Origin of the sequence: Halobellus captivus, assembly GCF_003697845.1 — an archaeon.
In the GTDB taxonomy this organism is placed as follows: domain Archaea; phylum Halobacteriota; class Halobacteria; order Halobacteriales; family Haloferacaceae; genus Halorubrum; species Halorubrum glutamatedens.
The window spans coordinates 1-26826 of sequence record NZ_RDQE01000024.1; the positions used below are offsets into that span (position 1 = coordinate 1).

The window sequence follows — 26826 nt, forward strand, 5'->3', positions numbered from 1 at the left end:
GACAGCGGATGAATCAGGTTCCTGATTCACCCGCTTCCTTCACTACAACGTGTCAGCTTGTGAGCTGCTGAGCCAGAGTGGACAACTAGCGACAATCCGAACGGGATTCATTTCTCGGATTACGACGCCAATGAGCTCATCGAAATTCTCGAACGACGTCGAGATGCGTTTAAAGACGACGCCCTCGAAGACGGGGTAATCGAGATCGTGGCTGCGTACGGTGCTCAAAACGAAGGTGACGCGCGTCGCGCGATCGATCTCCTCCGAGATGCTGGAGAGATCGCGAACCGGGCGGGCGATCCGGTGGTAACGCAGGACCACGTCAGATCGGCAAACGACTCTGTGGTGAAGAATCGGGTCCTTGAGATCGTTGGTGGGATGTCTGTCCAAAAGAAGTTGTCTCTGTACGCTGCCGCACTTGTCGCGAAAGAGAATGAGGGAGCGGCTCCGAGCCCTGTGGTGTACGACATCTACAAAATTCTCTGTGAGGGAAGCGACATGGAGATATACACACAAGAAACAGTCAACAGCCACATCAACAAGGCCGGAACGTACGGTGTTCTGGAAAGCGAACGGGTCAGTGGTGGATTCAAATCGGGTGTCCACTTGGTGTTCAAGTTCACTGAGCCCGTTGGGGCTGTTCTAGATACATTGAGCGTACGTGTTTAGCCCGAACTGATTTCGCTGCTATCTCATAGAAGGCGCACAACTTAGCCTGTATGAACTGGCAGCAGAGGTTCGTGATGATTCTCAGGGATGGGCTCCACGACGGAGCCCATCCCGTTACCTCTGCTGTCTGTACTGGAAGGTGGGATCTGTGAACGGAGATGATCTCACCAAAGAGGAGTTGCTCTCCCGGTTTTTACAACTTGAACAACGAGTCGAAGAGCTTGAACAAGACAACGCACAGCTCCGAGAGAAGTTACAAGAGAAAGACGAGCGGATCGAAGAACTCGAAACACGTCTTCGCAAATACGAGAATCCGCACACTCCACCCAGCAAGCGACGGTCGGGGACCGACAGGTCCCCGACCTCGCAAGATGACGAAGACGACGATGTCCGAACTGACGGTGGCACTCCCGGTCGGAAGGATGGTCACGATCCGGAGTGGCGTTCTACGGCCGATCCTGACGAAGAAATCGAAGTCACCTGTGACTGTTGTCCTGAGTGTGGCGACCGCTTCGACGAGTCGGTGGGCGTCAGCCCCCGACTCGTCGAGGAGATCCCTGATCCCCAGCCCCCAGAAATCACCCGGTACAACCGCCACTACTACCAGTGCGATTCCTGTGGAACAGAGACAGTTGCGGCTCACCCCGACTGCCCCGATGAGGGGCAGTTCGGGGTGAACGTCATCGCTCAATCAGCTCTGTCACGGTACGATCACCGCCTTCCTTACCGGAAGATCGCTGATCGCTTCGAGCAACTACACGGACTCGAACTCTCGGGTGCATCCGCGTGGCACGCGACCGAGCGCGCTGCGCGCGCCGGTCGCTGTGAGTACGAGCAGATCCGTCAAGAGATTCAGGATGCTGACGTGGTTCACATCGACGAGACAGGCATCAAGCGCGACGGTGAACAAGCGTGGATTTGGACGTTTCAGACCGTTCAACACACGTTGTACGCGGTCAGGGAGAGTCGCGGAAGTGATGTTCCCGCGGAAGTCCTCGGCGAGGACTTCGCGGGAACAGTCGTCTGTGACGGGTGGACGGCGTACCCAGCTTTCAGCAGCAACCTCCAGCGATGCTGGGCGCACATTCTTCGAGAGGCTGAGGACGCCGCCGAAAAGCAGCCAGAAGGTGAACCGATCTACCAGGCTCTCAGACAGGTATACGTCGCTCTCCAGGCTCGGCTGGAGAGCGACCCAAGTCCTCGTGAGAGAGCAGACCTCCAGCGTGTGGCGCGAAAAGAGCTTGAATCGCTGATTGACCGGTCAGTACCCGACGGACCAGTGGCAACACTGCTGGGGAAGATCGAAGGAGGTCTCGACCACTGGCTCACCTTCGTCGGTGAGCCAGCGGTCTCTCCGACAAACAATGCCGCAGAGAACGCACTTCGTGAGCCAGTGGTTCTCCGGAAAATCATCGGAACGCTCCGTAATGACCGAGGAATGTTCGTTCACGAGACGGTCTTGTCCCTGCTGGCGACGTGGCGCCAGCAGGGACGCAATCCATACGAAGAACTTCGTCGAGTCGTCAGCAATAATGAGGTTATCTCACGGGCTCACGCTGTGCCGGCTGTCGAGACCTCGGGGTAAACACATACCGATAATATAATATATTCCGAATTGTCTGACTACTTTTACGTCTGGCAAAAAGTTCTGCTGGAGGATGAATATGAATGCTATGGTCCCGATAAGACGCCAAGGGCAGAAAGCCTCGTGACAAATCCATACCTTGGAAAAACAGCAGATGATTTCGAACATGAGATGGGACAAGCGTTAGAAGTCATCAACAGAGCACTGAAACAAGACGGTACACTTGCTTTCACCTATCACCATAGTGACTCCGAGTCCTGGGGAGAACTTCTTGAGTCCCTGTGTAACACTGGGTTTGAGGTAACTGCGACATATCCAGCGAACTCGGATCTTAATAAGTTTACAAAAGGTGAAGCAGTAGTGTTTGATATTGTTATTGTTGCCCGCCCTACAAATGACCGAGATCCTATCTCGTGGGACTCGCTAAGGAGACAGATCGTTAGAACTGCTAGAGAAACCCGCGAAATTCTAGAACAGAATCGAGAACTCACAGGTGGAGATATCGGCGTTATTGAGATGGGAAAGTGTTTCCAAGAATACTCCAAGCATCATGGAAAAGTCCATCGGGCCGGTAATGTCATGTCCGCTAAGGATGTTGTTGATGAAATATACGGTATTATTCAAGATAATGACCGTGGTGAACAAGACGTGTATCTCGATCTACTTGAAGTGGGGAAGCCGACATATACTGACTTAAATAAACATCTGAAACGGTCAGATGCATCCGAAGAACAGATGAAAGAGATGCAGCTATTCCGCACCGAAGGAGGGAGCTTTGCTCTCTGTCAGTGGGACGATGAAAAACGCCAAGCATACGTCCAGGGTAAGGTTGAGGAGGATAACGGCGATCTCACGAACCTCGACAAAGCACACTTCCTTCGCTACCGGTTTGAGCAGGGGAAAGATCCGAAGGAATACCTTGAACGGTGGAATGCCGACGAACTCAGTGAACTTTGCGAAGGCCTCGCAGAAGTGACTGGTGACGAAACCTACCTGAAAATGGTCGGCGTCGATAGGTCGCTCGACGCATTCGGCGACGAATAAGCGCAGAACTCGGGAGGAAAGAATCCAGATGTCCGATTTTCTATCCGCCTTCGAAACGATACGCGAAATCAAGCGTGAGCGTCACGAAATTGTCCAAGAGACACCTTTCGAGCTTTGTACCGACATTAGGGACGCTGGTAGCGTCTTTCGTGAAGTCGGAGATGCTGATGAGGCGATTGAAGTCTTGATCACTGAGCAGGACTTGGAAGAAGTAGAAGCTGACCGTCGCATCAAGCAGTATGCTGCTATCTTCTACAATAGCCCACAAAACCCACACTGGGCACAACGATTCGGATCGGAATTTTTCCATGGGGAGAGCGTCGAGGAGTTGGCCGAAGAGTCGCGGTTCTCTCAGGGTGAGATTGAGCGATGGATCCGAGAGTATGTTGGCGTACATCTGAGAGAAGCGAATATCCAGGAAGTGGATCTACCATCAGATCCTCCTGATTCAGAGACACTATTTGAATCTCAACGCGAGGCCTACGCACAGGCTGCGGGTACTTTAGGGAATATCAACTTCGACGAGATTGTTGAGTCGGTCAACGACTTGGAGGAGTCAGATTTCGAATTCAAATGGGTAGACTTTCTCGTCGTTGGACTTCGGGACGAACTCTATGAAATCTACCAGGAGAAGGGTGAAGAGCACGTTGTCTCGGTTCTCTCCGACCTTCTGGACGATGAGGAAGCCCTTGATGCGATCCTCAGTCAGGTCGATAGCCGCTATCTTAGGGGAGAGCGAGAGAGGCTCATCAGGGACTCAATCTCTGCTCACAACGAGGGACGATATGGTCTATCGATACCGACTGCGTTGACGCAGATCGACGGCGCGATCATTGAGGCGGCGACTGATTTAGGAATCTGGGAGCTGGATGACGAGGTCACTGGGACACGGGTCGTCGCCAAGGGAGAGGGCAGCCACCAACACATCTCGGAGTTCCGTGACCCATTCAGAGACCTCTATCCGCGGTTGATGGGCCGTGGGTCTCCCCGGTCCAAGATTCTCCATGGTATTCGAACCGATTTCGTTGATGACGGGGCCCTCTCTACGAAGATGATCTGGCTGGCTATGAAGTCGTTCTCTGCAGCCGATAAGGTCTATTCGGACCTTTTCATCCGTGAGGAGAAATTACTGGACTACCTCTCAGTCAGCTCCCCAAAAGACGCGTCAGAGATCGCAACGCGCTTCCGGTCCAACAGGGCTCATGCGGTTGATCGATGTGAGAGCCTGGTTGAGGAGAGTTATCTTGAACCAGCGTCGGATGATACTTATACGATTACACCAGATGGCGAAGGGCGTCTCACTGAACTCCGTGGATATTGAGCCCTAATGCCGGCGAAGAACTACCGGGTTATCTATGGATTCGTGAGCGTATATCTTGATGGCCCGCTTCCGAACTTCAAAGAATAATCACTTAGCTGAATCCCCTATCTAACCTATTCCGCTACCTACCTCAGTCCAAAGATTGCTACCATCTCCATCTACACAACCTATTTGCCGGCCTGCCTGTTTCGTTGAACCATGGAAGAGCAGGACCTCGTCGACATCGAGGTCACACACGATGACCCGGACAATCTTGTAGACTCCTATTCCTCAGGAGTTGCAGATTTTCCTTTCCACCGGCAGACCGTCGTCGCAAATCGTCTTCTTGCGGGACAGCCTGACACAGAACTGCGGTCACTCGCCGGCGTCGACACAGAGCAGGTCAAACTCCTCGAACACCAGGTCGATGCGGCCCACCGCGCCCTCTTCGATATGGACGGCAAGGCGCTTCTCGCCGACGAGGTCGGCCTCGGCAAGACGATCGAAGTCGGGATGATCCTCAAGGAGATGCACTACCGCGAGACCGACGGGTCGGTGTTGATCCTCACCCCGGCGCAATTGGCGAAACAGTGGCAGGGAGAGCTCCGCGAGAAGTTCGGGCTCGAGTTCGTCTGTAACTACGACGACGAGTTCCGGGGATTCAACGCCCACGACCGGATCATCGCCAGCATCGACACCGCGAAAAGCGAGCGCCACCGTCCGACCGTGCTTGCGCGCGAGTGGGACGTCCTCGTCATGGACGAGGCCCATTACGTCAAGAATGAGGAGACGGACCGCTACGATCTCATTGAGCAGCTCACCTACGACTACGCGTTTTTCCTCACGGCGACGCCTATCCAGAACGAGCTCACCGATCTGTACAACATCGTTACCCTGCTTCGCCCCGGTTTGTTCGGTAGCCGTGATACGTTTCACCAGTACTTCATCGACAGCAGCCAGGATACGCTGGTGAATCAGAACGAGCTCCAACGCCGCTTGGGGCAGGTGATGATCCGGAACCGCCGCGAGGACACGGACATCGACTTCACGGACCGTATCATCGAGACCCGGACCTTCGAACCGAGCATTGGTGAAAAGGACCTCTACGACGCTGTAACCGAGTACGTTCGCGGCGCGTACAGTCAGGACAGCGGGCAGAAGCTGGTGCTGATGCTGCTCCAGAAGGAGGTCGTGAGCAGTCCGGCAGCATTAGAGGGAACGATACGGAAACAGCTTGACGAACAGCACGAGCTGACCCATCGTGACGAACTCGAGACAATCCTCGATAAGATCGACGCGATAGAGTCGGTCACCAAGCAGGATCGGCTGTTCGACATCGTTGAGGAAGCCCGAAATCACGTCGAGATGGGGCGCGTCATCGTGTTCACCCAGTTCCGCGCGACACAGCGGCAGGTGCTGGATGGACTGGACGAACAGGGGTACACGACTCACGCGTTCCACGGCGGCCACTCCAGCCAGGAGAAAGAAGAGATCGTGGACCAGTTCCGCGAGGAGGGCGGCGTGTTGGTGTCCACCGACGCGATGAACGAGGGGCGTAACCTCCAGTTCTGTAACATTATGGTGAACTACGACCTCCCTTGGAACCCGATGAAGGTCGAACAGCGCATCGGACGCATCCATCGGATCGGCCAGAAGCGCGAGGTGTACGTCTTCAACATGGGGCTCAAGGGAACGATTGAGGAGTATGTCCTTGACCGGCTCTACCACAAGATCGACCTATTCCAGCAGACGGTCGGCGAGCTGAGCACGATCCTCACCCGCATGGAGGACTCCGGACAGAGCTTCGAAGACGAGATCTTCGAACGGCTCGTTAACGCCGACTCGGAGGTGGATCTTGAGAACGACTTCGACTCGATGGCGATCGATCTCGGGCAGCAACAGGAACTCTCACAGAAAGTCAAGGCGTTCAACAACGGTGTTTTCGAGAGCTTCGATCTGGGGACAGACGATGACTGACGTGACACACGCGGTAACACAATCTACACTGGAGGCGTTCGCTCGCGAGTTCCTCGATAACCTCGGTGCGACGATACGAGAGGACGGGAGTCGATGGCACGTACGGCTACCGAGTCACGCCGATGTCGGTTTCACCGATGTCCACGAGTTCGACATAGCTCTCGATAGCGAACAGGAAGGATTGGAGGACGCTGTACACGTACTCACTCCCGAAAGTGGATTTACACAACAGCTCCTCGACGAGGCGTCCGAAACGGCCCCAGTGGGTCAGCTCGCGCTTACAGAGGCAGTAACTGACGGTATTTATCAGTACCCATCATGGACCCGTGAGAGTGATGTGGATGTCGTCGACGCGACGTTCAGCCCGTACTACGACCGGATGGCCGTCTGTGTGTTTGTTCGGATCGACATCGAGACGGTTAGTGAGTACCAGACACAGTTCTTGGAGGCGGTGACGGTGGACGTGGAGTCGACGGAGCAGCTTCCCAACGTCACGGAGCTACTCGTGGATGAGTTCTTTACGCCTGGATCGGACTGGCCAGCAGATCCAGCTGAAGACGTCGATGACGAGAGTGGCGTTTCGTCGGAAAAACTGAACACCGCAATCACAACCGGACAAAAAGCTGTAGTAGAGGGTGTTCGGGATGAGATATCTGAGGTTCGGCAGTCGGCGTCACGAGCTGCAGATTCAGAGTTTGAGGAATACCGGCAGTTACAGGAACAACAAATAAACGAGCTTCAAGACGAGATCGGTTCTCTCTCGACCCGTCTCCAGAAGCTCAGCACGGAAGTCGATGAACCAGAGTCACCGCAACAACGGGTGAAGGCGCTTGAGAAGCGAAAAGAACTCAAAACAGAGAAAGCAGAGCTCGAGGGCGAACTCGAGGAGACTCTCCAAGAAAAGTCAAGAGGGTATGCCCAACAACAACGAGAGATCGACCGACGACACGCGATCAAAGTTTCTACTGAACCGAAAGCGTTCACTATTGTACTGTACGAACGCGGGGAGATCACGCTCGAACTGGCTACTGGTGGTCGGAGTACAGCTGTGCGTGCGCCGTATACGGTCGGTGTTGGCGTAACTGATGACGTACAGTGTGAGAACTGTCAGAAACAACTCTCCGGAGAGAATCCGATCCGTGTAGTTTCGGGACGCATTTGCTGTCAATCCTGTCGATAACGAGTATATTTTGGGGCGGCTGGCGCTCGTCCTGCCAACCGGTGCCGGTACCAACGTGTGTATCGCGGCTGACGAGAAACTGTCGTCGGGGTTAATTCTGAATAGACCTCTAAGTCTTGTACTGGTCAACCTGATAACTCCAGAACATACTACTGTTTTATCTTCCCCCAGTACGGGACAGCTAATCTCAAAATGCGTCGAGAAGGTAGTGCTATACACAAAACCGCAGTAACCCCCACTTGGTTAATACAATAGCACGTCCTCGAAAACATATCACTCTCTAAGGATTTCAACAGAGCCCCTTAGTATTAAATTACGAGAGAAGAACAATTCGGGAGTATGAGTGATGAGTTCCAAGATGCCATACAGAACGCTTTTGGAGAACCACAGCGGGCAGCACGCGCAGCTTCGATGTTTCACGAAATGAGACAACAAGATGGTCTGGAGTATCTAAACGACTGGTCTCCGGACGAATTGTCGAGTAAGCTGAAAAGCTTCGCTGATGGAGGGAACATCAAAACGGGTTGGAACAAATGGGCGGCTATTCAAGGCGGATCAGGGGTTGATACCTCTGAGTATAAGTTCTGATCCAGTTCAGAGGAGTTCCACCGAGCCGGAATCACCCCTAAAATCTAGAGCCAGTTGACCTTCTCTCGCGCTCACCGGTGCGCCGCCGGCGTCTCGCGGAACTTGTCTCCTTTGTCCTCCGATTCCCGGACAGGTCTCTAGGAAACAATCCCTTGTTGATGGATTTTAGCGGCCGTGGTGAATAGTGGGCGCGTATCGGTCATAGAACCGAACGGGAACATTCCCGTTCAACTTGTGGGGTACACCAATGACCCTTCAGCGCCGTATCGGGGAAGTCCAAAACATGGAAAACCCAATATAATATCAGTCTGTGAAGGCCACTATGCGTGTTTTTCAATTCGACCAGCACCCAGACAGACCACAGACGCTGGAATTAGATCGTGAAGCAGTCGAGACGGAATGGCAGTTAGAGTCCTGGCTTCACGCGAATCCTGAAGTCATCTTGAATGAACCACTGTTGATTTTCGGGCGGCAGTACGGATTGGACACCGGCATTCCTGACCTGCTCGCGCTCGACCAGTGGGGCAATGTCGTTGTCGTTGAACTCAAGAAAGGACAAAGCGGATCTGGAAGCGCCAGCGAGGAAACAACCCTCAGCCAGCCACAGAACTACGCTCAGTCCCTCAGCGGCTACGATTACGATGACCTGGAAGAGATCTACCTCGAGTACAAGAGGAACCTTCGTGACGGCGAGTGGGATATTGGCGACACAGCGGTCGTGGAGGAGTCGCTCAAAGAGGCTCACGAAACAGCATTCGGTGGCGGCGTCGACGAGTTCAATACCCACCAGCGGATGGTAATCCTCGCCGAAGAGATTACCTCACGCACCGAGAACAATGCCAAGTACCTCCTTGAACAAGGACTGGCCGTCCAGTGTGTTGCCGTACAGTGGTTCCAGTTCCCCGACAATACAGCGATGAATCAATCGTTGTTGGTGTCTTCAACGGTCGTGGACTATCCACTGTCACGGGTCCAACCAGAAGACAGTAAGGTCGACTACTCCACCATCATTCGGCAAGTCCGGGACCGCATGTATGATGAAATTGGGGAGATGACCCACCATTCGAGTCCAGCAGACATCAGTGGGCCGGCATCTCGCAGACTGGGATTTGACTCGAAACATCCTGACCATCCAGATATGGTCCTGTATCGGTTTAAACCTCACATGGTAGAGCGAGGGAAGGCAGTCGTGAGTATCGGTCTCTTTGGATCGGATGAACAAGAAAAAGACAGAGTTCGTGACGTTATTGCGGAAAATGCCGACCAGTTAGAAGGGTTCCAAACGAGCGACGAGCACCGCCCGAACAGCGATTTGGTGTACATAGAGTTCGAGCAACTGGACCGCGAACCTGACGAGGAATTCGTCGACACAGTTGTAGAGTCGATGACGGAACTTGTCAGGCACTACCACCCAAAACTCATCGAGGAAGTGGACCCAGAGTGATGGGCCGGTGATGGTGTAGACTGGACCGGTACATCGTCTGTATCTCGCACGGAGCTTGTGTCATTTGAGAAGAATTACGACAGAGTCGTCGATATGGATATCCTGCTCACTGGGACCCCCCACCCACCACACCCCGAGTGCTTTACCAGTTGAGAAGAGTCCTCAACTATGAGCTCAATCGGGAGTCACGGTCGACTCCTCATTATCGTGGGGATCGTCCTCCTCGCGGGCTGTTCAGGGGCGGTTCCTGGCGATCCGTCCGCGAGTACCCCAGACACCGGAAACGAGTCGACACCGACAGCAAACGGAACTGTCGAAGTCCATTACATCAACGTCGGCCAGTCAGTGAGTACACTCATCGTTGGTTCCGACGGCGACACCATGCTCGTCGATACTGGGCACTACAACGATGACGGCGAACACGTCCTCGAGTATCTCCAAGCACAAGACATCACACGAATCGATCACCTCGTTACCTCACACAACGACGCCGACCACATCGGTGGGAACGCCGCGATCATCGAGTACTACGAAACAGAAGCCGACGGGATCGGGGCGGTGTACGACCCCGGTATCGCGTCAAGCACACAAACCTACGCCGAGTATCTCGACGCGATCGAAGCACACGACGTGACACTGTACGAAACGCGCGAAGGCGACACAATCGACTTTGGTGATGTCGACGTCGCTGTCCTTGGCCCACCGGATCCGCACCTCGAAAACGAAGATCGCAACGAGAACAGCATTGTCCTCAAGCTCACCCACGGCAAAACGAGCTTCTTGCTCTCAGGTGATGCCGAAGACGACCAGGAAGCGTACCTCGTCGACGAATACGGGTCAGAGCTGGAGTCGACAATTCTGAAAGCCGGCCACCACGGCTCTGCGAGCTCGTCAAGTGGAGCGTTTCTTGATGCGGTCGATCCGCAAACAGTCGTAATCTCGAGCGCATATGATTCCCAATACGGACATCCCCACGAGGAGGTCCTCCAGCGACTTGCTGAGCGTTCACTCCCAGCGTACTGGACCGCCACGCACGGCAACATCGTCTTGACTAGCGACGGACAGACCGTTACTGTCCAAACCCAGCGAGACGCCCCGACTGATCCGAGTACGCTCCGCGAGGGCGATCCGATCGACGTTGGAGTGCCTGACGCTGTTAGTGACCGTGCCCGCATTGAGAGCGATGGGACAACCAGTATCGACACTGGTAGCAACGACACTCCCGATGACACGGACAGTGGGACAGATGAGACGGCAGCTGAAGCCGGCCTGACAGTCGCCGATATCCACGCGGATGCGGCTGGTGATGACCGTGATAATCTGAACGACGAATACGTTGTCTTTGAGAACACCGGTAATGAGACGCTGGATCTGTCTGGCTGGACAATCGAAGACGAAGTAGGCCAGAGGTATACTGTTCCCGAGGAGTTCGAGCTTGCTCCCAGCCAAACGGTGACACTACACACAGGCAGTGGTACGAGTACAACTACTGAGTTGTACTGGGGTTCTGGGTCGCCGATTTGGAACAACGACGGGGACACCGTGATCGTCAGTACTCCTAACGGGGAGCGTGTCCTAGAGGAGACATATTCATGACTGATCTAGTTGATCTGGACAACGGCGAATATACAGCCGTGGTGGACTCAATCGAAGATGGGTTCGCTACCGTGTTTTTCGAACGAGACGGCGAGGAGGTGGGGAATGCTATCTTGGAAGCTGATCGGCTCCCTGAGGACGGGAACCACGCCGATGCGATTCTCACAGTCACCGTCGTCGACGGCGATCTGGATACAGCGCAGTATGAACCCGAGCGAACCACAAAGCGATCAGAGGCAGCACAGAACCGATTTGATCAGCTCTCAAAACGCCCGCCGTCAGAAGACGACTCGTAGGACCCTCAGGTTACGTCACAAGGCGGTTGCCCGGTTTCTTAGTCCATTGCTGGCCGACGTACTCCGCGATGAGCACGAGTACAGTAACGATCATACCGGTCGCAAACCCTGTTCCATGAGCGATTACGCTGACAAATCGCCCCGTTTCATCCAGTTGGACTTGGAATAGCTGCGAAAGGAGTACGACCACTACTACACAGCCAACTACGATAGACAGGAGTCCATCACGCTGTGACCAGGCCCATGCCCGCCACGTCGGAATTTTAGGCCTGTTTCTGACAATCCAGATTCCGATCGCGAAGGCTGCAATCGTACAAAGGACGACAGCTACAGACGGAGACAGCACAGCAGACGTTATTGCGAGCGCGGAGAGCGCTCCGAGGACAATTGTTCCCGTCGTCGCGACGCCGGCGGCATAGCCATACCTCGCGGTCACTGTACGTGCGAGTGAGACGTACAGCAATCCACCGAACGCACTCACGACCCCGGAAAATCCACGTGCCGTCGTCGCGTCCGCAACAAGATTCCACTGAAGCCTCAACAGCCAGTAATCCACGAGTTTTGTCACTAGCGGCGCGAGCACGAGACACCCGACTACAGCGAACCAGAACGGACGTCGACGCTCCCACGTTGTAGTGAGTGCGTACGCCGATCCCATCACGATCGCGTACCACGTGACGCTGGACGCTAGATGTGAAACGCTATCGTGGAGGAATGCCGCGGTCCAGGCCGAGACAACAGTGGGCTCGCCGTACGTGAACAGGAACTGCGAGCGGAGTGATTCGGGGACGAAGAAATGAACAACGATGAGAACACCAGCAACCCCAGAGAGTAGGGCAATCTCCGCTGTTTGGGTTGGTGTTAGGGCCTCTCGCCGTCGAGACATTCACGCTGGGTTGTCTAGGAGCAAGTAAAAAGGAACAGATCGGTCCACTCGTGAGGAGTTCGAATCTTTGGCTTTGTTGAAATCCCATTCTTCAGACACATTATCGACTGAAACAGCCGGTCGCTGAAGAGTGCGTATTGTGTAGAGATAGGTGCGTTGAGATCGGCTCTGACTATGTCCGTTTAGCTCCGGTGAGGGTTACACGTTCGTGAATTATCCCGCTGACAGCTCCGACTGGGAGTGTCAGCCAGAATGTCGACCACAGAGCGACGAATCCAATAACACCAATAAACGCTGCCGCTTCCGGAAGCTGTGCGTACTGCCCGGAAACTCCCACCTCAACCACACTGAGCATGAACAGGACGAGGAGTGCGAGAAGATACGTTCCCAATGTCGCTAATACACCAGCACTCGCGCCGAAGTACGGGACATCTGAAGGGAGAGTGCGCCAGACAATGACCGCAGAGATGAATGATGCGGGGACTACAAACGGAAGCGCAATCAGTCCCATAGTACCGAGAAATTCCCAGTCGCTTCCAATTGGCGATCCAAGCGCATACAGACTCCACGCAATGAGCGCGAAGAGCAGCGTCGCCCCCATCGCCGCAGAGGCGAGCGCGTATCCCGCGCCGATGTCACGACGCCCCGCCTTCGGTAACCGACCCGGACCGTACTGTTTGCAAGCCGTTCCGAGAGTGGTGAGCAAGCCAGCAAAATTCATGGTAGATTATTTACTCGCGCGACTAAATAGATTTGTAAATTATAGCCTCTGTACTGAGCGATTGGGGTGTGAAACTATCAACTTCTGAGGATTTCAACAAAGCCAATCCTTAGAAAGTGATACATCCTAACCGGGGGGAGGGTCAGTACAGCCTGTACATCACTTGCCGGGTGGCAACAGGAGTGAGATCAGCTTATAAGTTGAGACCGAGTAACATCCGCGGATGCGATTTCGTTACTCTCTCTCGCTCGCCGTTCGCGCCCTCCTCGCGGTGGGGCTATTGTCGGTCGTCCTCCTCGCCGTCATTTTCACACTGGCGGCTCTCCCGACCGTACTTATCCTCGAAGTTCTGGGCGATGGTGGAGCGGCGACGACAACGGAACTCAACCGCGCCCTCCTCGTCGGCACCGCGATCGCGCTGGTAATCGCCGGACCCGGCGTCGCGTGGACCCTCGTCCGCGGAGTGCGCCGGGAGCGGCGGGCGCTGCTCGCGGACTCCCGACCGGCCGCGTCGGAGAACGGCGAAGACGCGGTCTCCGCGGCCTGTCGTCGCCTCGCCGCCCGCTTCGACCTGCCGGAACCAAGTGTCCGCGTCCGGTCGACAGCGACTCCGCTCGCGTACACCACCTACCGCCCCGAGGACCCGTTGGTCTCTATCGGCGGCGGCAAGCCGACGATCGTCGTGAGCGAGGGCCTCCTCACCGCGCTGTCGTCCGCAGAGCGCGACGCGGTGCTCGCACACGAGCTCGCTCACCTCGCCAACGGCGACCTCGATCTTGCGGCAGGGCTGCTCGTCCCGGTCCACGCGGCCGAGGAGTTGTACGACGGTCCGGACGCGGTTGGTCTTGACCCGGTCGGGTGGGCCTTTGCCGCGACGGCCGCCATCGGGTTCGGCGTCTTCTCGCGCGGCCGCGAACTAGCGGCCGACCGCGCAGCGGCCGCGGCGACGGGGGATCCGGCCGCACTCGCAACCACGCTCGAACGACTCGACGACACGAACGGGAAGACGCGACCGACGGCCGACCTCCGCGATCACATTGCGGCGACGGGCGCAGTGAACGTACTCCCAATCGAGGGGGACTCAATAGCCGGTCGGCTCGGCGCGACGCATCCCTCGACTGCGACTCGCGTAGAGCGGCTCCGTCAACTGGTCGCTGCCGAGTGAGAATCAGTCTGAAGTCGTGCGAAACTGTCTGAAGAATAGGATTTCAACAAAGCCGAATCTTTGGAAGTTGGGTGGCGATCGAGCACAATCTTAACCAACAAAGTAGAGAAAGGGCGCATGTTGGTTAATCGGACTAGTAGCCTACATCCACCGGAAACCTAGTGTGTTTGGCCCGCAAAGCCGCCAAAGACTTAGGTTCAAGACCAGCAGATATCCATTTGGAAGGAACACTGTCACACGCTCCTTCCACCCCTTCGCATGAACGCTGACGAATCGTCCCTCGGTCGGTGCCCGGAATGTGGTGAGGACATCTCGGAAGCGTGGATTCTTGTTGAGTACGAGAAAGAAGACGGCACCGAGGGGGTGTGGGCCGAATGTCCGGTATGCGAAGACGTTGTAGCGCCGGAGTAGTCCACAGACAGCAGAATAAAGTGCTCGTCGTCGCGTATGGGAGTGTACAGTCTATAATGGAGATCTCAGATCAACTTCGGTGTCTGTTCTCAGGGAAAGTCGAAGAGCGGAACGGATCATATGTGATTGAGGTACCGGAGCAAGAGCTCCACCTGGGCGACCTAGAGGCGGACGAAACGTACCGTGTCGCTGTGTTGCCGTCACCCACCACCAGCGAGTCCACCACTACTGACGCCGATCCACAGCCCGAGCAGGCGTCACAGACGCCCCCTGTCGAGGAAGGAGAACAACGCACTGTCGAAATTGAAGACATTGGTGACCAGGGCGACGGCATCACCCGTGTTGAGCGCGGGTTCGTCGTTATTGTTCCCGATACCAAACAGAGCGAGCGTGTCACTATCGAGATCACTGATGTCCGCGAGAATGTCGCCTTCGCGGAAGTTGTCGATCGCGTCAGTTACTACGAGTAGTTTGAACCGTTCAATCACTTTGTCTGTGGGCGGGATCGCGTGAGCGATACAGGAGATTCACTTATGTTGTTCCGTGGGGTTTGAGCTTGCTCTCGACGAAATAGGACACTTCACACAGGAAGGGGGATGAGTACAACTACTGAGTTGTACTGGGATTCTGTCTCATCGAGATACACCAATGACGGGGATACTGTGATCGTTACCAATGCTAACGGTGAAAGAATCTTAGTTGGTGCTAGACGTCGGCCAATTGGATGTAATGCCGACCAACTCGGCACTCATTTCCCAGAGCCGCTGTCGTACCGCCTGGTTCGTCGCCTCGGATGCGGGATCAGCGGGACCATCGCTGCCGATATATTGGCCACACATAGAGCCGTACGTCGGCTCCACCAGAAGGGTTTGGAGGCGTTCAGCGGCCGCCTGCTTCGATGTGGCGACACCCGGAACTAGCCCAGCGATCCGAACCAGCAGTCGCGTTCGGAGCGACGCCTCGCGGAACAGGTCCGTCGACGGAACGAACCCCGGATGAACGCAGTTGATCGTGACCGCAGAGTCGTCCGGGAGCCGGTCATCAAGTTCGACCGTGAACGCGATGTTCGCCAGTTTCGAGCGAGCGTACGCGTCGAGTGAGTCGTACTCATCCGTCAGCTGAAGGTCGTCCAGATCGAGTGTCGCCCGCCGATGGATGTCCGAGGCGGTAATGACAACACGCGGATCGGGTGCGTCACGGAGATAGTCGAGTAATTCGTATGTCAAGAGGTAGGGAGCCAAGTGGTTCACCGCGAGCGTGAGTTCGATTCCGTCCGGACTCTCACGGCGTGAGCCAGCCGAGAGTCCAGCGTTGTGACCGAGGACATCGATCCGGTCGTACTCACGTTTCACGGTTGCTGCGAGAGACCGGACGGTGGATTGGGAGGCGAGATCAGCCTGATGGAACGCGATTGTTCCGGCAAGGTCTTCGGACTGTTCTGTGAGGGTGGCTCCCTTCGACTCGTCGCGACCGACGACTGCGACGGTCGCACCTCGTTGTGCGAGGCTGACCGCTGCCACCCGTCCAAACCCGCTTGTTCCGCCGGTGAGAAGGATTGTGTGGGCGGAGAGATCGTTGGTCATGCCCTGTTTCGACGTCGACGGTCCAAAAGCGCGAGGAGCACGTACACAGCGCCGATCACGCGGACACCGTCGGTGAGATGCTCGTTCCACTCCACCGATTCCGGGTTCTCGTACACGAGCGGTCCCGCAATGCGCTCGTACAGTCGTGGGATGAAAAACAAGACAGCACCAAAGATTCCGGTGATATTCATCAGCCACGCGTAGAGGCGGCCGTTACGGAGCGCAGCGAGCGTGAGCACTATTCCTTCCACCCGAATGAGGAGACCAAACCACGAATGAACGGTGTTTTCGTCAGGGTTCTTGACCGCAATCGCCTCAAACACCTCCACGATCCGGTCCGGAGCGAGCGTCGTGAGAATGCCGAGGGCGCCGAGGAACTGCCGTAGCATACGCGTTCCTTTGTTCTGACGGAGCTTAAGAGTCGGTACTGGTGGGATAGATCCCTCACATTATCATAGCGGCCGGTAAATACTCTTAACCAACAGAGTTGGAGAGAAAGAATGTGTGTTGGTTAATTCAGATATCGTGTTCCCATGAGCTACTACTCTACTGTGTTCGATACTGACTGAGAAGTCGTCATTAGAACATCATTTCGGAAATCAATAGTATTTCAAAACTTGAATACGTAAGATAGGGTATGTATGACCTCACAGGCTTTCAGCGGGATTTGTTGTACGTAATCGCCGGTCTGGATGACCCACACGGGCTCGCAATCAAAGACGAACTCGAGGACTACTACGAAAAAGAGATCCACCACGGCCGCCTCTATCCGAATCTCGACACGCTCGTTGAGAAGGGACTTGTCGAGAAAAGCCAGCGTGATCGACGAACCAACGAGTACACGACTACCCGTCGAGGCACCAGAGAGATCGAGGCGCGAGCGGAGTGGGAAGCCGAGTATATCAACCACGACGGCTGAACCGTCGCGATCGAGAACAGTCTAGCTTCGCCGCTTCATTTTGGCTTGTCGTGTATCGGATCGACGATCGTTTCGCAGTTGGGACACTCTGCCCAGACTCCCGTCTCACCCTCGGTAGTCTCGTATTCGATCATCACCCACGTCTCACTAATCTCATGGCCACACTGCGGGCAACTACCCAGCACGGAATTGTTTGTGGTCATGAGTTCACGTGACGCGTATTTCTCGACTCGCTATGTGCCACTACGACCGGCAGTCATCTAACTCTTTGTCAGACACTCACGTGGTCTATTAATTGAGCGAGGTGAACGAAATATCTCTCCAGAGTAGGAATTCTGTCACCCACGAATGCCTCCCGGAAGCATTGGCAGCGTTATCAGACCCCACCCAAGTAGGGCAGCGACGACGCAGTTACACCCCGAGGAACGCCGGGTCGACATCGTTCAGGCGGCCGGTCGATTCGAAGTGATCCCTGAAGTCGCGGTAGAGTTCCGTACACTTCCCATCGGTGTCGTATCGAAGGGTGTGAAAATCACCAACGACGGCACAGTACCGCTTGGCCCGAGTGAGAGCAACATTGAGCCGGCGCGGTCCGTCGTTGGATCGGCCGAGAAAGCCGATGTCACCGTCGGCGTTACTCCGAACAAGCGAGATGACGACAGCAGTCTTCTCGCTCCCTTGGAAGGAATCGATGGTATCGACAGTGATCGTGGTCGCGTGGTCGACATGATCTTGGAGGAGGTCACGGAGTAGTCGAGCATGAGCAGCATACGGTGTAATGACTCCGATTTCTTCCGCCGGAACATCTTCGAGAATGGTCTGGACAAGGTGGACGACAAGACGTGCCTCAGCTTTGTTAGCCCGAGAATGGTCGACGACGTCAACCGAACCACCGATATTGTACCCTTCGATCGCTGGTGTGTCATCAAGTGGGGTGACGACACGGCCGGTTCGGAGCGAGTCGTCGTAGAACTCGCGGTTGGAAAAGTAGGCAATGTCGGGGTGCATCCGATATTGGGTCTTCAGTTGGAGGCCAATCCCTTCGTAGACGCCGCCGTCAGCGTAGAGGTGTTCAAACAGTGAGAGCCCATACCCCGAATCGGGTGGATCTTCTGTCGCCGTGAACGGAGGGAGTTGCTGGTGGTCACCCGCGAGAACAGCTCGATCGACGCGGGCAAGCGGAATACACGACGCGGTACAGGTCGACTGCGTCGCTTCATCGAGGACGAGGAGGTCAAACTCACGGGCGAGCGTGGCTGCACTGCTGTTGGTCGCAGCGACAACCTGCGCTCGCTCAGCAACATTCCGGTAGTTCTCTCGGAGGACATCATGTGTCGACCGCTCGGCGTTGACGCGGTCAAGAGTGAACTCCCCGGATCCATATTGCCCGTAGGCATGGAGTGACCCAGCATCGGGGTCATCTTGTGTCGAGTTGCCGGCGACAAGGTTGTCTAACGCCTGGTTCGAGTCTGTACAAACAAGCACATCCTCGCCGGCGTCGACGGCCCGACGGATGATTTCGACGAGCGTCCTCGTTTTCCCCGTTCCCGGCGGACCGTGAATACAGAAGAGCTCATCGGCGAGAAGGGCATACTCGACAGCAAGCTGCTGCTCTTGATTGAGATCCTCATCAAACGATTCGCTCACTGCGGCAGCCTCATTCGAGAACGTAAGCGGGCGATCGCCGACAAGCACCTCGTGGAAGGAATCATCCTGTAAGGACTCGATGGCGGTACGCTCGCGATCGAAGGGAACTGGATTGAGCCGTTCGGAACACCCGATTGTATGATCGCCCTCCAGATACGCGCTGACTGTTCCCGTAGTATCGACGGTCTCCCATTCGAGCGTGAGCCAGATATTCAGCCCACGGATGCGTTCGACTTCAGCAGCGACTGGGAAGGAACCAGGTGCGTCATCAGCGTCGGCGTGGATCAAGACCTCGTTACCTTGGTAGATACCAAACTCGCTTTCGACGAAGTAAGCCCAATCGTCATCGCGACGATCCTCTAGTCGTGGATCGAGATCGACTCGAAAGCGGTACTCACCATTTTCTTCGCCACGGCACGTCAGCTGGGGGATAGCAGATTCGTCACGTTCGTATAGCGCTCGTGCGGAGAGGTTGCGGGCCCGAGCCTCGTTACTGGCTCTCGTTGCCGCACGCTCATCGGCAACGTAATTCTGAAACTCCGCGAGTAAGTCCGCATCTTTGACTGGGTGTTTCGGCTCTTCGTGGTCAGCAATTGGAGCATCGTACCCTGGTGGGTACGTCTCTGGGAGATAATCCGAATGCCAGAACCGAATGTGATTTGCAAGTTGTGTTCCGCCAAACTCGTCGGCAGCAATTGGTTTCACATCACCGTCTTGCTCGACAAGGAAGATCTCGCCACGTACCTCGTGGTCGGTGTAGGCAACGAACTCATCGGTTGGCGTCGCGGTATCGAGTTCATGTAGCGGGATACAGGTCCACTCTCGGTCGGGGTGAGCGAGTTCATCGTGATGGCTCGCAAATGTGGCGATAGGGCGGACGGGAATATGGTCATCTGTCTCAGAAAGCGTCGTTTCGGAGGCTGTATGGAGGACAGCGTCAGTAAGCGAGAACTGATCGACGGCATACTCAAACAGCAGAGACATTATGGAACATGTTTTCTTGCTACCATATAACACTTCGTCGCTATCTTTGACTAGTCAGTGCCCGGCTGCGGGATGCGCATCGTCGTCTCGGTCGGTATCGATCGGTTCGTAGTCGTAGTCCATCCCCACGGGAGAAAAGCCAGGAACGTAGCTGAACCGTTTGCCAGGTTCTCTGTAGAACATCAAGGGGAGACTCCCCCGATCGTCACGTACCCCATACTCTGGAGGCCATTCGTTGAGTTCAGCCGACAGGCTGTACACTTGGGGGGCAGGAAGCGCTCCACGTTCAAGATCTCGCAGATCGAGGACCCGAACTTCGAAGTGACGGGCGAGTTTCTCAGCCCGAGGTGTGAGCTCGGTCGTATGACAGAGGACCGGCATTGCCCGACAGGCAAACGCTATCGTACACAGCCGGAAGATCTTCGCCGGGGTGATCGTGTCGCTCGTCCAGTCTTTACATTGGGCAACGATCCAATCGCTCGGCTTGTGCTGTTTTGTCTTTCGGGTGGCGACGACGTCAACCTCGAGATTGAACAGTTTCTGTCGAGTCGCTGCTTGGTATCCCCACCGAATCAACGCCCGCTGGAGTTGATACTCAAGCCATCGCCCATCGCCAACCCCACGCCCAGCCACGTCTGCATAGACAGATCGGTGACTGGAGAGTTTCTCAAGCAGCGTGGAGTTGTCCGTCGACCCCTCAGAAAGTGCGTCCTGAAGAATGACGATGTGGTCTCGAATCGTTTCGAGTGTTTGCTCGATCGAATACTCTTGTGAGGAGTGGTCGTACCCCTGAATGGAGAGATCCTCAAGCAGCCGATCGAGACGTAGTTTGATGTGATACAGTGCCTGAGCAGGGTCGTCCCACGTCACCACCTCATGATCGCCTTGGGACGGGCGATGCTCTGTATCCGCAAGCTGTCGACCGATCGCTTTGAGCGCGTAAAGCGCGAGGAACAACCGCCGCCGTGTGGTGACAGCTTGGACGGTCGTAAGTGTCTCCTCGTCTGAGAGAGCGTCCCGGATCGTCTCGATCGCGTCGATAAGCTGGGTGAGTCCACGATCGAATCCCGGTGGAAGCGAGAGTGTTTCGTCCGTCATTGGCTGAGCGGGCTGGGAGTGAAGTCGTGGCGAGTCAGTGCGGTTTCTGAGAGCGGTAGGAGCGTTGGCTGTCCGTGAGTGCGAAGGTGGTGGTAGAACTCGTCTGTCGTCGCAGGATACCACCGTGGGCTATCGCGCTCCCGGTAGCGGAGGTCCCCGTCGACGGAGACGATTACACCCTGCTCGGTGGTGGCCGTCTTCGCGAACACGAGCGCAGGCGGATCCGGACGAGCCCAACTGTCGCGGGTCCACTCGAGCATCGTTTCGATCGGTGTGGGATCGACTGGCTCTGGATACCGCGCCGCTGCTGGAGCACGTATCGCGACGTTGTCGAGGCGATCACTCCCACAGGGACGCCACTCAGCGCCGGTCCACTCCAGTTCACGACGGGTCCACGTCTCGCCAGTGCTGTCGGGCTCGAACCGGAGGCGGCGAGGCGGAGCACTCGGTGGGTCCCACTGGAGGAGACATGTCCCGTCATCAGCGAGTGTAGCGTCCTCAGTTCGACGACGATACGCGAACAGTGCGGCGTCGATCTGTGCCCGTGCCTGCCGTAGTGTGGAGAGTGGGTCATCCCCCGGCATGGTAGGGGCCTCAGAGTCGTTGACTGTCTCGAACAGCCGGTGGAAACTCGTGTCGATGTCTCTGAGCGTCTCTAGTTCTGGCTGATACTCGGTCATTGGGACTCCTCCAAATCTGGCTTGTAACACGCAGTCTGGAGTCGGCGGATGTGTTCGGCGAGGGGTTCGGTCGCGTCTGTCGGAGAGACGGACTTCGATCGGTCATCAAACGCGATTGCGCCGCACTCATCGAGCGTCTCGAGATGCGATTGGGTCAGCGAGATGTAGACTGAGGTGCGTTCGTTGCTCCTGATTTTACTGGGGTCAATCGCATTCTCTATGGCGGCGATTTCGACGGCCAGATCACCTGCGGTAGTTGCTCCATGCGACTGTGAGAGTGAGAGCAAGACGCGCCGGCGACGACTGTTTGCGATCGCGTTGAACGCACGGTCTGGATCCATCGGGATGGCGAACGAGGTCGGATCGTCGGTGGGTTCGGTCACTTAGACCGACCCCACGATGATTGTTCGACCGGCGTTTCGCTGGCGATGGTTCGGCGGGATTTGAGAACTGGACTGTGCGACGCGATGTGTCAGTAGGTCAGTGTCAAGTGAGGTACTCTGGAAACCAGAGTTATCACTCCTGACCCTGTTTGGGTTGATTGCTGTCATTGAGTGGCAGCACGACTCCTCCGGCGTCTCAGCGCCGGAGGGTTCCGTCAGGAATCGTGCGTGAGTTGAAGAGGGTCGATTGTGACATTTATATGAGTGTCACAAACTGAGAGCCGAGTATTTGGCCGCTTGAACGCCTCTAAAGCAGATGTTGGATTGTGTTCTTAATCACCTCTTAAATCACGCACCACCTCAACTGGTGGTTAAAAATAATCCTTCACTACGGGGGCTCTTCTCTATCTACGCGATTGGGATGGGGTGATGAATAGGACCGCGGCCACAAGACCGCTGACAGCGCCGTGAGAAACAGTTGACTTCCCAAATGTGGAAACGGACTCAGTCATCTATCAAATGGCACAGCGGGTCCAGCAGGCGGGCTCACCAACGGTGGTCGAACACCGGCAAGTGGGTGGGAGTGGCCAATATGTTGTAACTGGTGAAGGTCTAGAGGGGGACGGTTTTGAAAGGTGGCAGCTACAAGTGTGACGAGAGTACCGAGGTCCCAGTAGAGCGATTTCGGACGAGTTCCGTATGAATGTCGATACAGAAACCATCCAGGACCGATGTACCGATCCCGTGTTTGAGCGGGGGCAAACCTATCGCAGGGAGGGACGGATCCAGCAGCTCGACCGGTTCGACGATCTCGTGTCGGCCGTTGTCAGCGGATCGAACCCGTACGACGTGACTATCAAATTCGGTGGCCGAAGTCTTGAGACTCAGTGTACCTGTCCATACGACGGCCATGGCGACTGCAAACACGTTATCGCGGTGCTCCTCGCTATCGCAGACGACCCGCCAGAAGATGAGAGCGAGCGTATCGAGGCTCTCCTTGCGGACGTCCCTGTCGAAGAGCTGCGTGCGTTCGTCCACGGGATTCTTGCCACTCACAGTACAGTCCGAGAACAGTTTCTCGCGCAGTTCGGTGACGAACACAAATCGGTCGGTGAGTACCGCGAGGAGATCGGACGCTTGTTTGAGCAACATGCCGATCCGACGGTGTTCGAAGCGATCGACTTCTCCCGATTCTTCAACATTGCCGAACAGTATCGTGAGCGCGATCGATACCTCGCTGCTGCAACCGTCTATCGGGCAGTGTTCGAGGAAGTCGATGAGAATTTTAATTGGATCGACGGTTCCTACGACCACTACGCACAGATTATCCAGACAGCTCTCGATGGATACATCGACTGTGTCTTGGCAACCGATCCCAGTCCGGAGGACTTCGAAACGTACGCGGGTGTTTTGGAAACACGGGCATCGACAGAGTCAGAGATTAACAACAGGCAGTTCTGGCGAGCACTCGACGACCTCGAAGATCGATACGACGAATAGACCACTACGATCTCAAAACAGCGACTCCAACTCCCCGTCACTATCCATCAGCTCCGAGAAACGGCCCTCACTCTCGTCAGTGATCTCCCCGAGATTCTGTTGTGCTTCGATTGCGACTTGCTGGAGCTCTTTCACTCGCGGGACGTTCGTCACGCCACCGAGCAGTACGAGTGCCGCGACCGTTCCCTCACCACGTCGTGGATAGTCACCACCACGGACCTCCATCGATCCGGTCTGTTCTTCGAGCCACTTGCGACCGTGCTCGATTCCCTTCCGGTTGAGATACTCTGGCGGACCGGCAACGATGAGCAGCGCCCGCTCTGTCCCGCTCACCTCACAGGGCAGCGTGAGCCGACCGAGTGTTGCTTTCCGGACGAGACTCGTGATTCGGTTGGTGGCCTCGGTACTGTCGATCCCGTTATCTGTATTGCCACGGAGTCGCGAGAGCAATCCCTTTCGCTCTGGCTCGTCCACCTCGACGTCGGCGTAGCCTAGCGAAGAGATTCCGCCCCCTTTGAGCGTATTGATGATCTCCGAAGAGTCAACCACGCTTTCAGCGACATCGCTTCCCTCGGTTATCTCGCCCGCACTGAAGAGCACGCCGAACCGCTGGACCAACTCCTCGTTGATCGCATCGAACCCTTCGCCAACGGATTCACCCGAGCTGCGCCAGGCGTCGTTGTCGAATAGCATGAGATTGTCCACCTCATCGACGAACGTCTTGAGCGATCGAGCGGCGTTCAGCGTGTAGATCCCACCCTCATCGCTCCCGGGCAGGATACCAAGCCCGTACACTGGCTCGGTGTAGATTCGCTTGAGGTTCTTGGCAATCACGGGTGCCCCACCCGACCCCGTCCCGCCACCAAGCCCCGCAACGACAAGGAACGCATCGATCTCGTGGACTGGCACCGAGTCGAGTGCTCCTTGGATCTCGTCAATATCCTCCTCGGCCACTTCTGCGCCCAACTCGTTATCTGCTCCCACGCCGTGTCCCTTCACTCGCGATTGCCCGATCAGGATCCGGCGGTCTGTCGGGAGGTGGTCGATTCCCTGGAGATCTGCTTTCGCCGTGTTGACGGCGATCGCTCCCCGAACGATATCAGCGCCTGTCCGTGCGTCGTAGGCCAGGAACTCGTCGACCACCTTCCCACCCGCCTGCCCGACCCCGATCAATGCGAGTTTCATGTGAACACACCACGTGTGACTACGCGGGTTGGACGTATAAAACTTGGAAGAACACTGGAAAACCGGTGTGGGGGTCCATGAATAATGTAATCGACCCAGAGCACTCGCAAAATGGTGTGGTCAATGAGAGACAAGACAAAATGGAGTGAATAGCCCTACTGGAACCTGTGTGTCGCGACTCGTCGGCCGTCGGTTTCGCTCACTCGTTGGAGGGGCGGTCTTCTGAATCGTGGTACCAGCCATCTCCGCCGAAGTACGGGTGCGGTGTGACGAGGTCGACGCCGGTCGTTCCTTCGGGCAGCGGCATGTTCCCGATCTCCTCGCTCTGCGCTTCGATCTCTTCGCTGAACTCCCCATCCAGGTTGATTCCGAACTCAACAAGCATCCGCTCGACCTTGATATCGATCTGCTCCATCTTGATCCGCTGGTGGCGGTTGTTCACCCCTTCTCGAAGGAGCAGTTCATGTGCCCGTGTTTTGGGGATGTCGTGGTAGTCTGCAATCTCATCGATGAGGTCCGCTAATTCGTCGGCTACGTAGCCGGAGATTTTCGTCGGCATCGCGATGTCTCTCGCGTAGTGGGTAATCAATGTGTTTGGTGAGTAACAAGGATTGATAATCAGTAGACATCCTCAATAACACTAGGGACTAGTCATGACTCTCCTAGCAGCGAGTGTCCTCACGCGATTCCCAACCGGACTGTGGAGACGGTCATCGCTGCCCGCCTTGTATCTGCCCTGCCCGCCACTCGTTGTCTCTGCCTGTCCCCACACTGAAAGTGAGTGGCTGTGTTGACGCGACTGTCTCTGCCGGGCGTCGGTCGTCGTTCCTCCGTGAGTGTGCCCGCCGGGATGTCTACTCGTTTGGTTGTGATAGCCGCTCTGTCCGGACGGGCCACCCACCCGATCGCCGTCTATCCCGACTTCTAACCGACTCGTCTCTCCCTTGCTAATCCAGTATCTGATTTCTGATATACGTTCTGCGATATCTCGCTCGATTTCTCTGATCTCTCTTCTCCTCCCGGCCCCGCCCCGTCTCCTCGCCACGCGGCCGACCTTCTGGTCATTTTGCTCCCAAAGCCCCTAACATTGTGAATTCGCGGAACCTAAACACAGGGGATGAGAGACATACTAGAGAATCTCTAAAGCTCTCTCAGGCCCTCAGAACCTAAACACGAGGATTATGGGGGAGGGTTGGGTTACATCAACAGGGGCTAAACCCGCCCACGTACCCTTATTTTTAATGATGGCGCTCAAATTACATTTTTATACTGAAACACCTCTAAGTCGCTCCCGTCTGGTTATATGATGGTTGTATATTTCGTAATAATGGTTTATTCTATCACCCCTCAATACCCCTGCCGTATGCTTATTCGGGTGTTTACATGAACACACCCATATCGGGTCGCTGTCTTGTTATTCTTGGTTGTCTATGATAATGTAGGATGTGTGATACCGAGGTGGAAATCTCTTATAACAGATAGTACCAATTGCGGTCCCGTCTGCTTGTTTTAGGTTTTACATTGCTTGCCCAGTATCCCGCTGCCGTCTGCTTATTCTTGAATAGCGATGCTACAGCCAGTTTCCACCCACATCGCATTATCGTATTACATAAAGTAGCATCAAATCCCTCCACGTCTGCTTATTCAAGATTATACATACACACCGGCCTAATGTATTGCTGTCTGCTTATTTATTGCGTGGGTGTGGGCAGTAGTGAAAGGAATGTGAGGTATGTTCTCTGTCTGAAGCCTGTTTGGGAAGTGTTGAGGATAGAAGATCGGCGATTTGGTGTTGTCTAGATTGGGTGGGTTTGGACATTTACAGTACAGTGTTTCTGGTTGTTTGTGGTGGCTTCAGTTTGATACACCTTGCTTGTTCAGCTTCTTCCCAATGTCTTTTCCATTCGCTCTCACCTCGCTCTCAATGTCTTTTCCATTCGCTCTCACCTCGCTCTCAATGTCTTTTCCATTCGCTCTCACCTCGC

24 protein-coding genes and 2 pseudogenes are annotated in these 26826 nt (G+C 55.5%); 15 read left to right on the top strand and 11 right to left on the bottom strand.

All coding sequences use genetic code 11. The features are described from left to right. Positions 1-84 precede the first annotated feature (84 nt). The 10 genes and pseudogenes from EAO78_RS16945 to EAO78_RS16985 all read left to right on the top strand — a co-directional run. Positions 85-654, top strand: a pseudogene (locus EAO78_RS16945) (Cdc6/Cdc18 family protein); the annotation flags it as partial. A 163-nt stretch (positions 655-817) separates the two neighbouring features. Beyond that, positions 818-2254 carry an IS66 family transposase gene (gene tnpC, locus EAO78_RS16950; RefSeq protein ID WP_203227929.1) on the top strand — a complete coding sequence of 479 codons (1437 nt, stop codon included), beginning with the start codon at positions 818-820 and terminating at the stop codon, positions 2252-2254. A gap of 9 nt (positions 2255-2263) precedes the next feature. Then, positions 2264-3298: pseudogene (locus EAO78_RS18555) on the top strand (DNA methyltransferase); the annotation flags it as partial. A 28-nt stretch (positions 3299-3326) separates the two neighbouring features. Continuing rightward, entirely contained in the window at positions 3327-4619 is a 1293-nt protein-coding gene (locus EAO78_RS16960) for a hypothetical protein (RefSeq protein ID WP_122106956.1), read from the top strand. Positions 4620-4817: 198 nt separating this feature from the next. Beyond that, positions 4818-6575, top strand: a complete 1758-nt coding sequence (locus tag EAO78_RS16965; RefSeq protein ID WP_122106957.1) for a DEAD/DEAH box helicase — start codon at positions 4818-4820, stop codon at positions 6573-6575. Beyond that, positions 6568-7755 carry a hypothetical protein gene (locus EAO78_RS16970; protein WP_122106958.1) on the top strand — a complete coding sequence of 396 codons (1188 nt, stop codon included), beginning with the start codon at positions 6568-6570 and terminating at the stop codon, positions 7753-7755. Before EAO78_RS16965 ends, EAO78_RS16970 begins: the two co-directional genes overlap by 8 nt. Before the next feature lie 339 nt (positions 7756-8094). Beyond that, entirely contained in the window at positions 8095-8343 is a 249-nt protein-coding gene (locus EAO78_RS17820; protein WP_128904707.1) for a hypothetical protein, read from the top strand. A gap of 310 nt (positions 8344-8653) precedes the next feature. Next, positions 8654-9787, top strand: coding sequence for a PDDEXK family nuclease (locus EAO78_RS16975; RefSeq protein WP_136516542.1), 1134 nt, complete (start codon positions 8654-8656; stop codon positions 9785-9787). 168 nt (positions 9788-9955) lie between these two features. After that, positions 9956-11383: a lamin tail domain-containing protein gene (locus EAO78_RS16980; protein ID WP_203227930.1), complete on the top strand. Its 1428-nt coding sequence runs from the start codon at positions 9956-9958 to the stop codon at positions 11381-11383. Next, on the top strand, positions 11380-11679 hold the full coding sequence (locus EAO78_RS16985) for a DUF3006 family protein (RefSeq protein ID WP_122106960.1): 300 nt from the start codon (positions 11380-11382) through the stop codon (positions 11677-11679). Before EAO78_RS16980 ends, EAO78_RS16985 begins: the two co-directional genes overlap by 4 nt. A gap of 10 nt (positions 11680-11689) precedes the next feature. Here EAO78_RS16985 and EAO78_RS16990 read toward each other — a convergent pair whose 3' ends face one another. Beyond that, positions 11690-12565 (bottom strand): hypothetical protein, encoded by an 876-nt coding sequence (locus EAO78_RS16990; protein ID WP_122106961.1) that lies wholly within the window; start codon positions 12563-12565, stop codon positions 11690-11692. Positions 12566-12737: 172 nt separating this feature from the next. Further along, complete coding sequence (locus EAO78_RS16995; RefSeq protein ID WP_122106962.1) at positions 12738-13286, bottom strand: hypothetical protein; 549 nt, start codon at positions 13284-13286, stop codon at positions 12738-12740. Positions 13287-13509: 223 nt separating this feature from the next. Here EAO78_RS16995 and EAO78_RS18560 point away from each other — a divergent pair, with 223 nt between their 5' ends. The 3 genes from EAO78_RS18560 to EAO78_RS17005 all read left to right on the top strand — a co-directional run bounded on the left by EAO78_RS18560 (position 13510) and on the right by EAO78_RS17005 (position 15332). After that, positions 13510-14451, top strand: a complete 942-nt coding sequence (locus EAO78_RS18560) for a M48 family metallopeptidase (RefSeq protein WP_238987750.1) — start codon at positions 13510-13512, stop codon at positions 14449-14451. Between the two features lie 258 nt (positions 14452-14709). After that, positions 14710-14862: a phage terminase large subunit family protein gene (locus tag EAO78_RS18565; RefSeq protein ID WP_233139234.1), complete on the top strand. Its 153-nt coding sequence runs from the start codon at positions 14710-14712 to the stop codon at positions 14860-14862. Positions 14863-14918: 56 nt separating this feature from the next. Further along, positions 14919-15332, top strand: a complete 414-nt coding sequence (locus tag EAO78_RS17005; RefSeq protein ID WP_203227931.1) for a TRAM domain-containing protein — start codon at positions 14919-14921, stop codon at positions 15330-15332. A 225-nt stretch (positions 15333-15557) separates the two neighbouring features. Here the strand turns inward: EAO78_RS17005 and EAO78_RS17015 are convergent, their stop codons facing one another. Both EAO78_RS17015 and EAO78_RS17020 read right to left on the bottom strand, forming a co-directional pair. Next, complete coding sequence (locus tag EAO78_RS17015; RefSeq protein ID WP_122106963.1) at positions 15558-16445, bottom strand: SDR family NAD(P)-dependent oxidoreductase; 888 nt, start codon at positions 16443-16445, stop codon at positions 15558-15560. Continuing rightward, entirely contained in the window at positions 16442-16834 is a 393-nt protein-coding gene (locus tag EAO78_RS17020) for a hypothetical protein (RefSeq protein ID WP_122106964.1), read from the bottom strand. The genes EAO78_RS17015 and EAO78_RS17020 overlap by 4 nt, the downstream gene beginning before the upstream one ends. Positions 16835-17082: 248 nt before the next feature. Here EAO78_RS17020 and EAO78_RS17025 point away from each other — a divergent pair, with 248 nt between their 5' ends. Then, a complete protein-coding gene (locus EAO78_RS17025) occupies positions 17083-17364 on the top strand; it encodes a helix-turn-helix transcriptional regulator (RefSeq protein ID WP_082222592.1) in 282 nt (93 codons plus the stop codon). Between the two features lie 35 nt (positions 17365-17399). Here EAO78_RS17025 and EAO78_RS18805 read toward each other — a convergent pair whose 3' ends face one another. The 5 genes from EAO78_RS18805 to EAO78_RS17045 all read right to left on the bottom strand — a co-directional run bounded on the left by EAO78_RS18805 (position 17400) and on the right by EAO78_RS17045 (position 22114). Next, entirely contained in the window at positions 17400-17567 is a 168-nt protein-coding gene (locus EAO78_RS18805; RefSeq protein ID WP_463467553.1) for a DUF7837 family putative zinc-binding protein, read from the bottom strand. Positions 17568-17775: 208 nt separating this feature from the next. Continuing rightward, a complete protein-coding gene (locus EAO78_RS17030; RefSeq protein WP_122106965.1) occupies positions 17776-19995 on the bottom strand; it encodes an AAA domain-containing protein in 2220 nt (739 codons plus the stop codon). Between the two features lie 54 nt (positions 19996-20049). Further along, positions 20050-21093 (bottom strand): hypothetical protein, encoded by a 1044-nt coding sequence (locus EAO78_RS17035; protein ID WP_122106966.1) that lies wholly within the window; start codon positions 21091-21093, stop codon positions 20050-20052. Continuing rightward, a complete protein-coding gene (locus EAO78_RS18570; RefSeq protein WP_238987751.1) occupies positions 21090-21773 on the bottom strand; it encodes a hypothetical protein in 684 nt (227 codons plus the stop codon). The genes EAO78_RS17035 and EAO78_RS18570 overlap by 4 nt, the downstream gene beginning before the upstream one ends. Beyond that, positions 21770-22114 (bottom strand): DUF7344 domain-containing protein, encoded by a 345-nt coding sequence (locus EAO78_RS17045; RefSeq protein WP_095638152.1) that lies wholly within the window; start codon positions 22112-22114, stop codon positions 21770-21772. Before EAO78_RS17045 ends, EAO78_RS18570 begins: the two co-directional genes overlap by 4 nt. 741 nt (positions 22115-22855) lie before the next feature. Here EAO78_RS17045 and EAO78_RS17050 point away from each other — a divergent pair. Further along, a complete protein-coding gene (locus EAO78_RS17050) occupies positions 22856-23656 on the top strand; it encodes an SWIM zinc finger family protein (RefSeq protein ID WP_095638100.1) in 801 nt (266 codons plus the stop codon). A 12-nt stretch (positions 23657-23668) separates the two neighbouring features. Here the strand turns inward: EAO78_RS17050 and EAO78_RS17055 are convergent, their stop codons facing one another. After that, positions 23669-24841 carry a tubulin/FtsZ family protein gene (locus EAO78_RS17055; RefSeq protein WP_095638101.1) on the bottom strand — a complete coding sequence of 391 codons (1173 nt, stop codon included), beginning with the start codon at positions 24839-24841 and terminating at the stop codon, positions 23669-23671. 199 nt (positions 24842-25040) lie between these two features. Further along, positions 25041-25400, bottom strand: a complete 360-nt coding sequence (locus tag EAO78_RS17060; RefSeq protein ID WP_095638102.1) for a hypothetical protein — start codon at positions 25398-25400, stop codon at positions 25041-25043. Positions 25401-26826: the final 1426 nt, after the last annotated feature.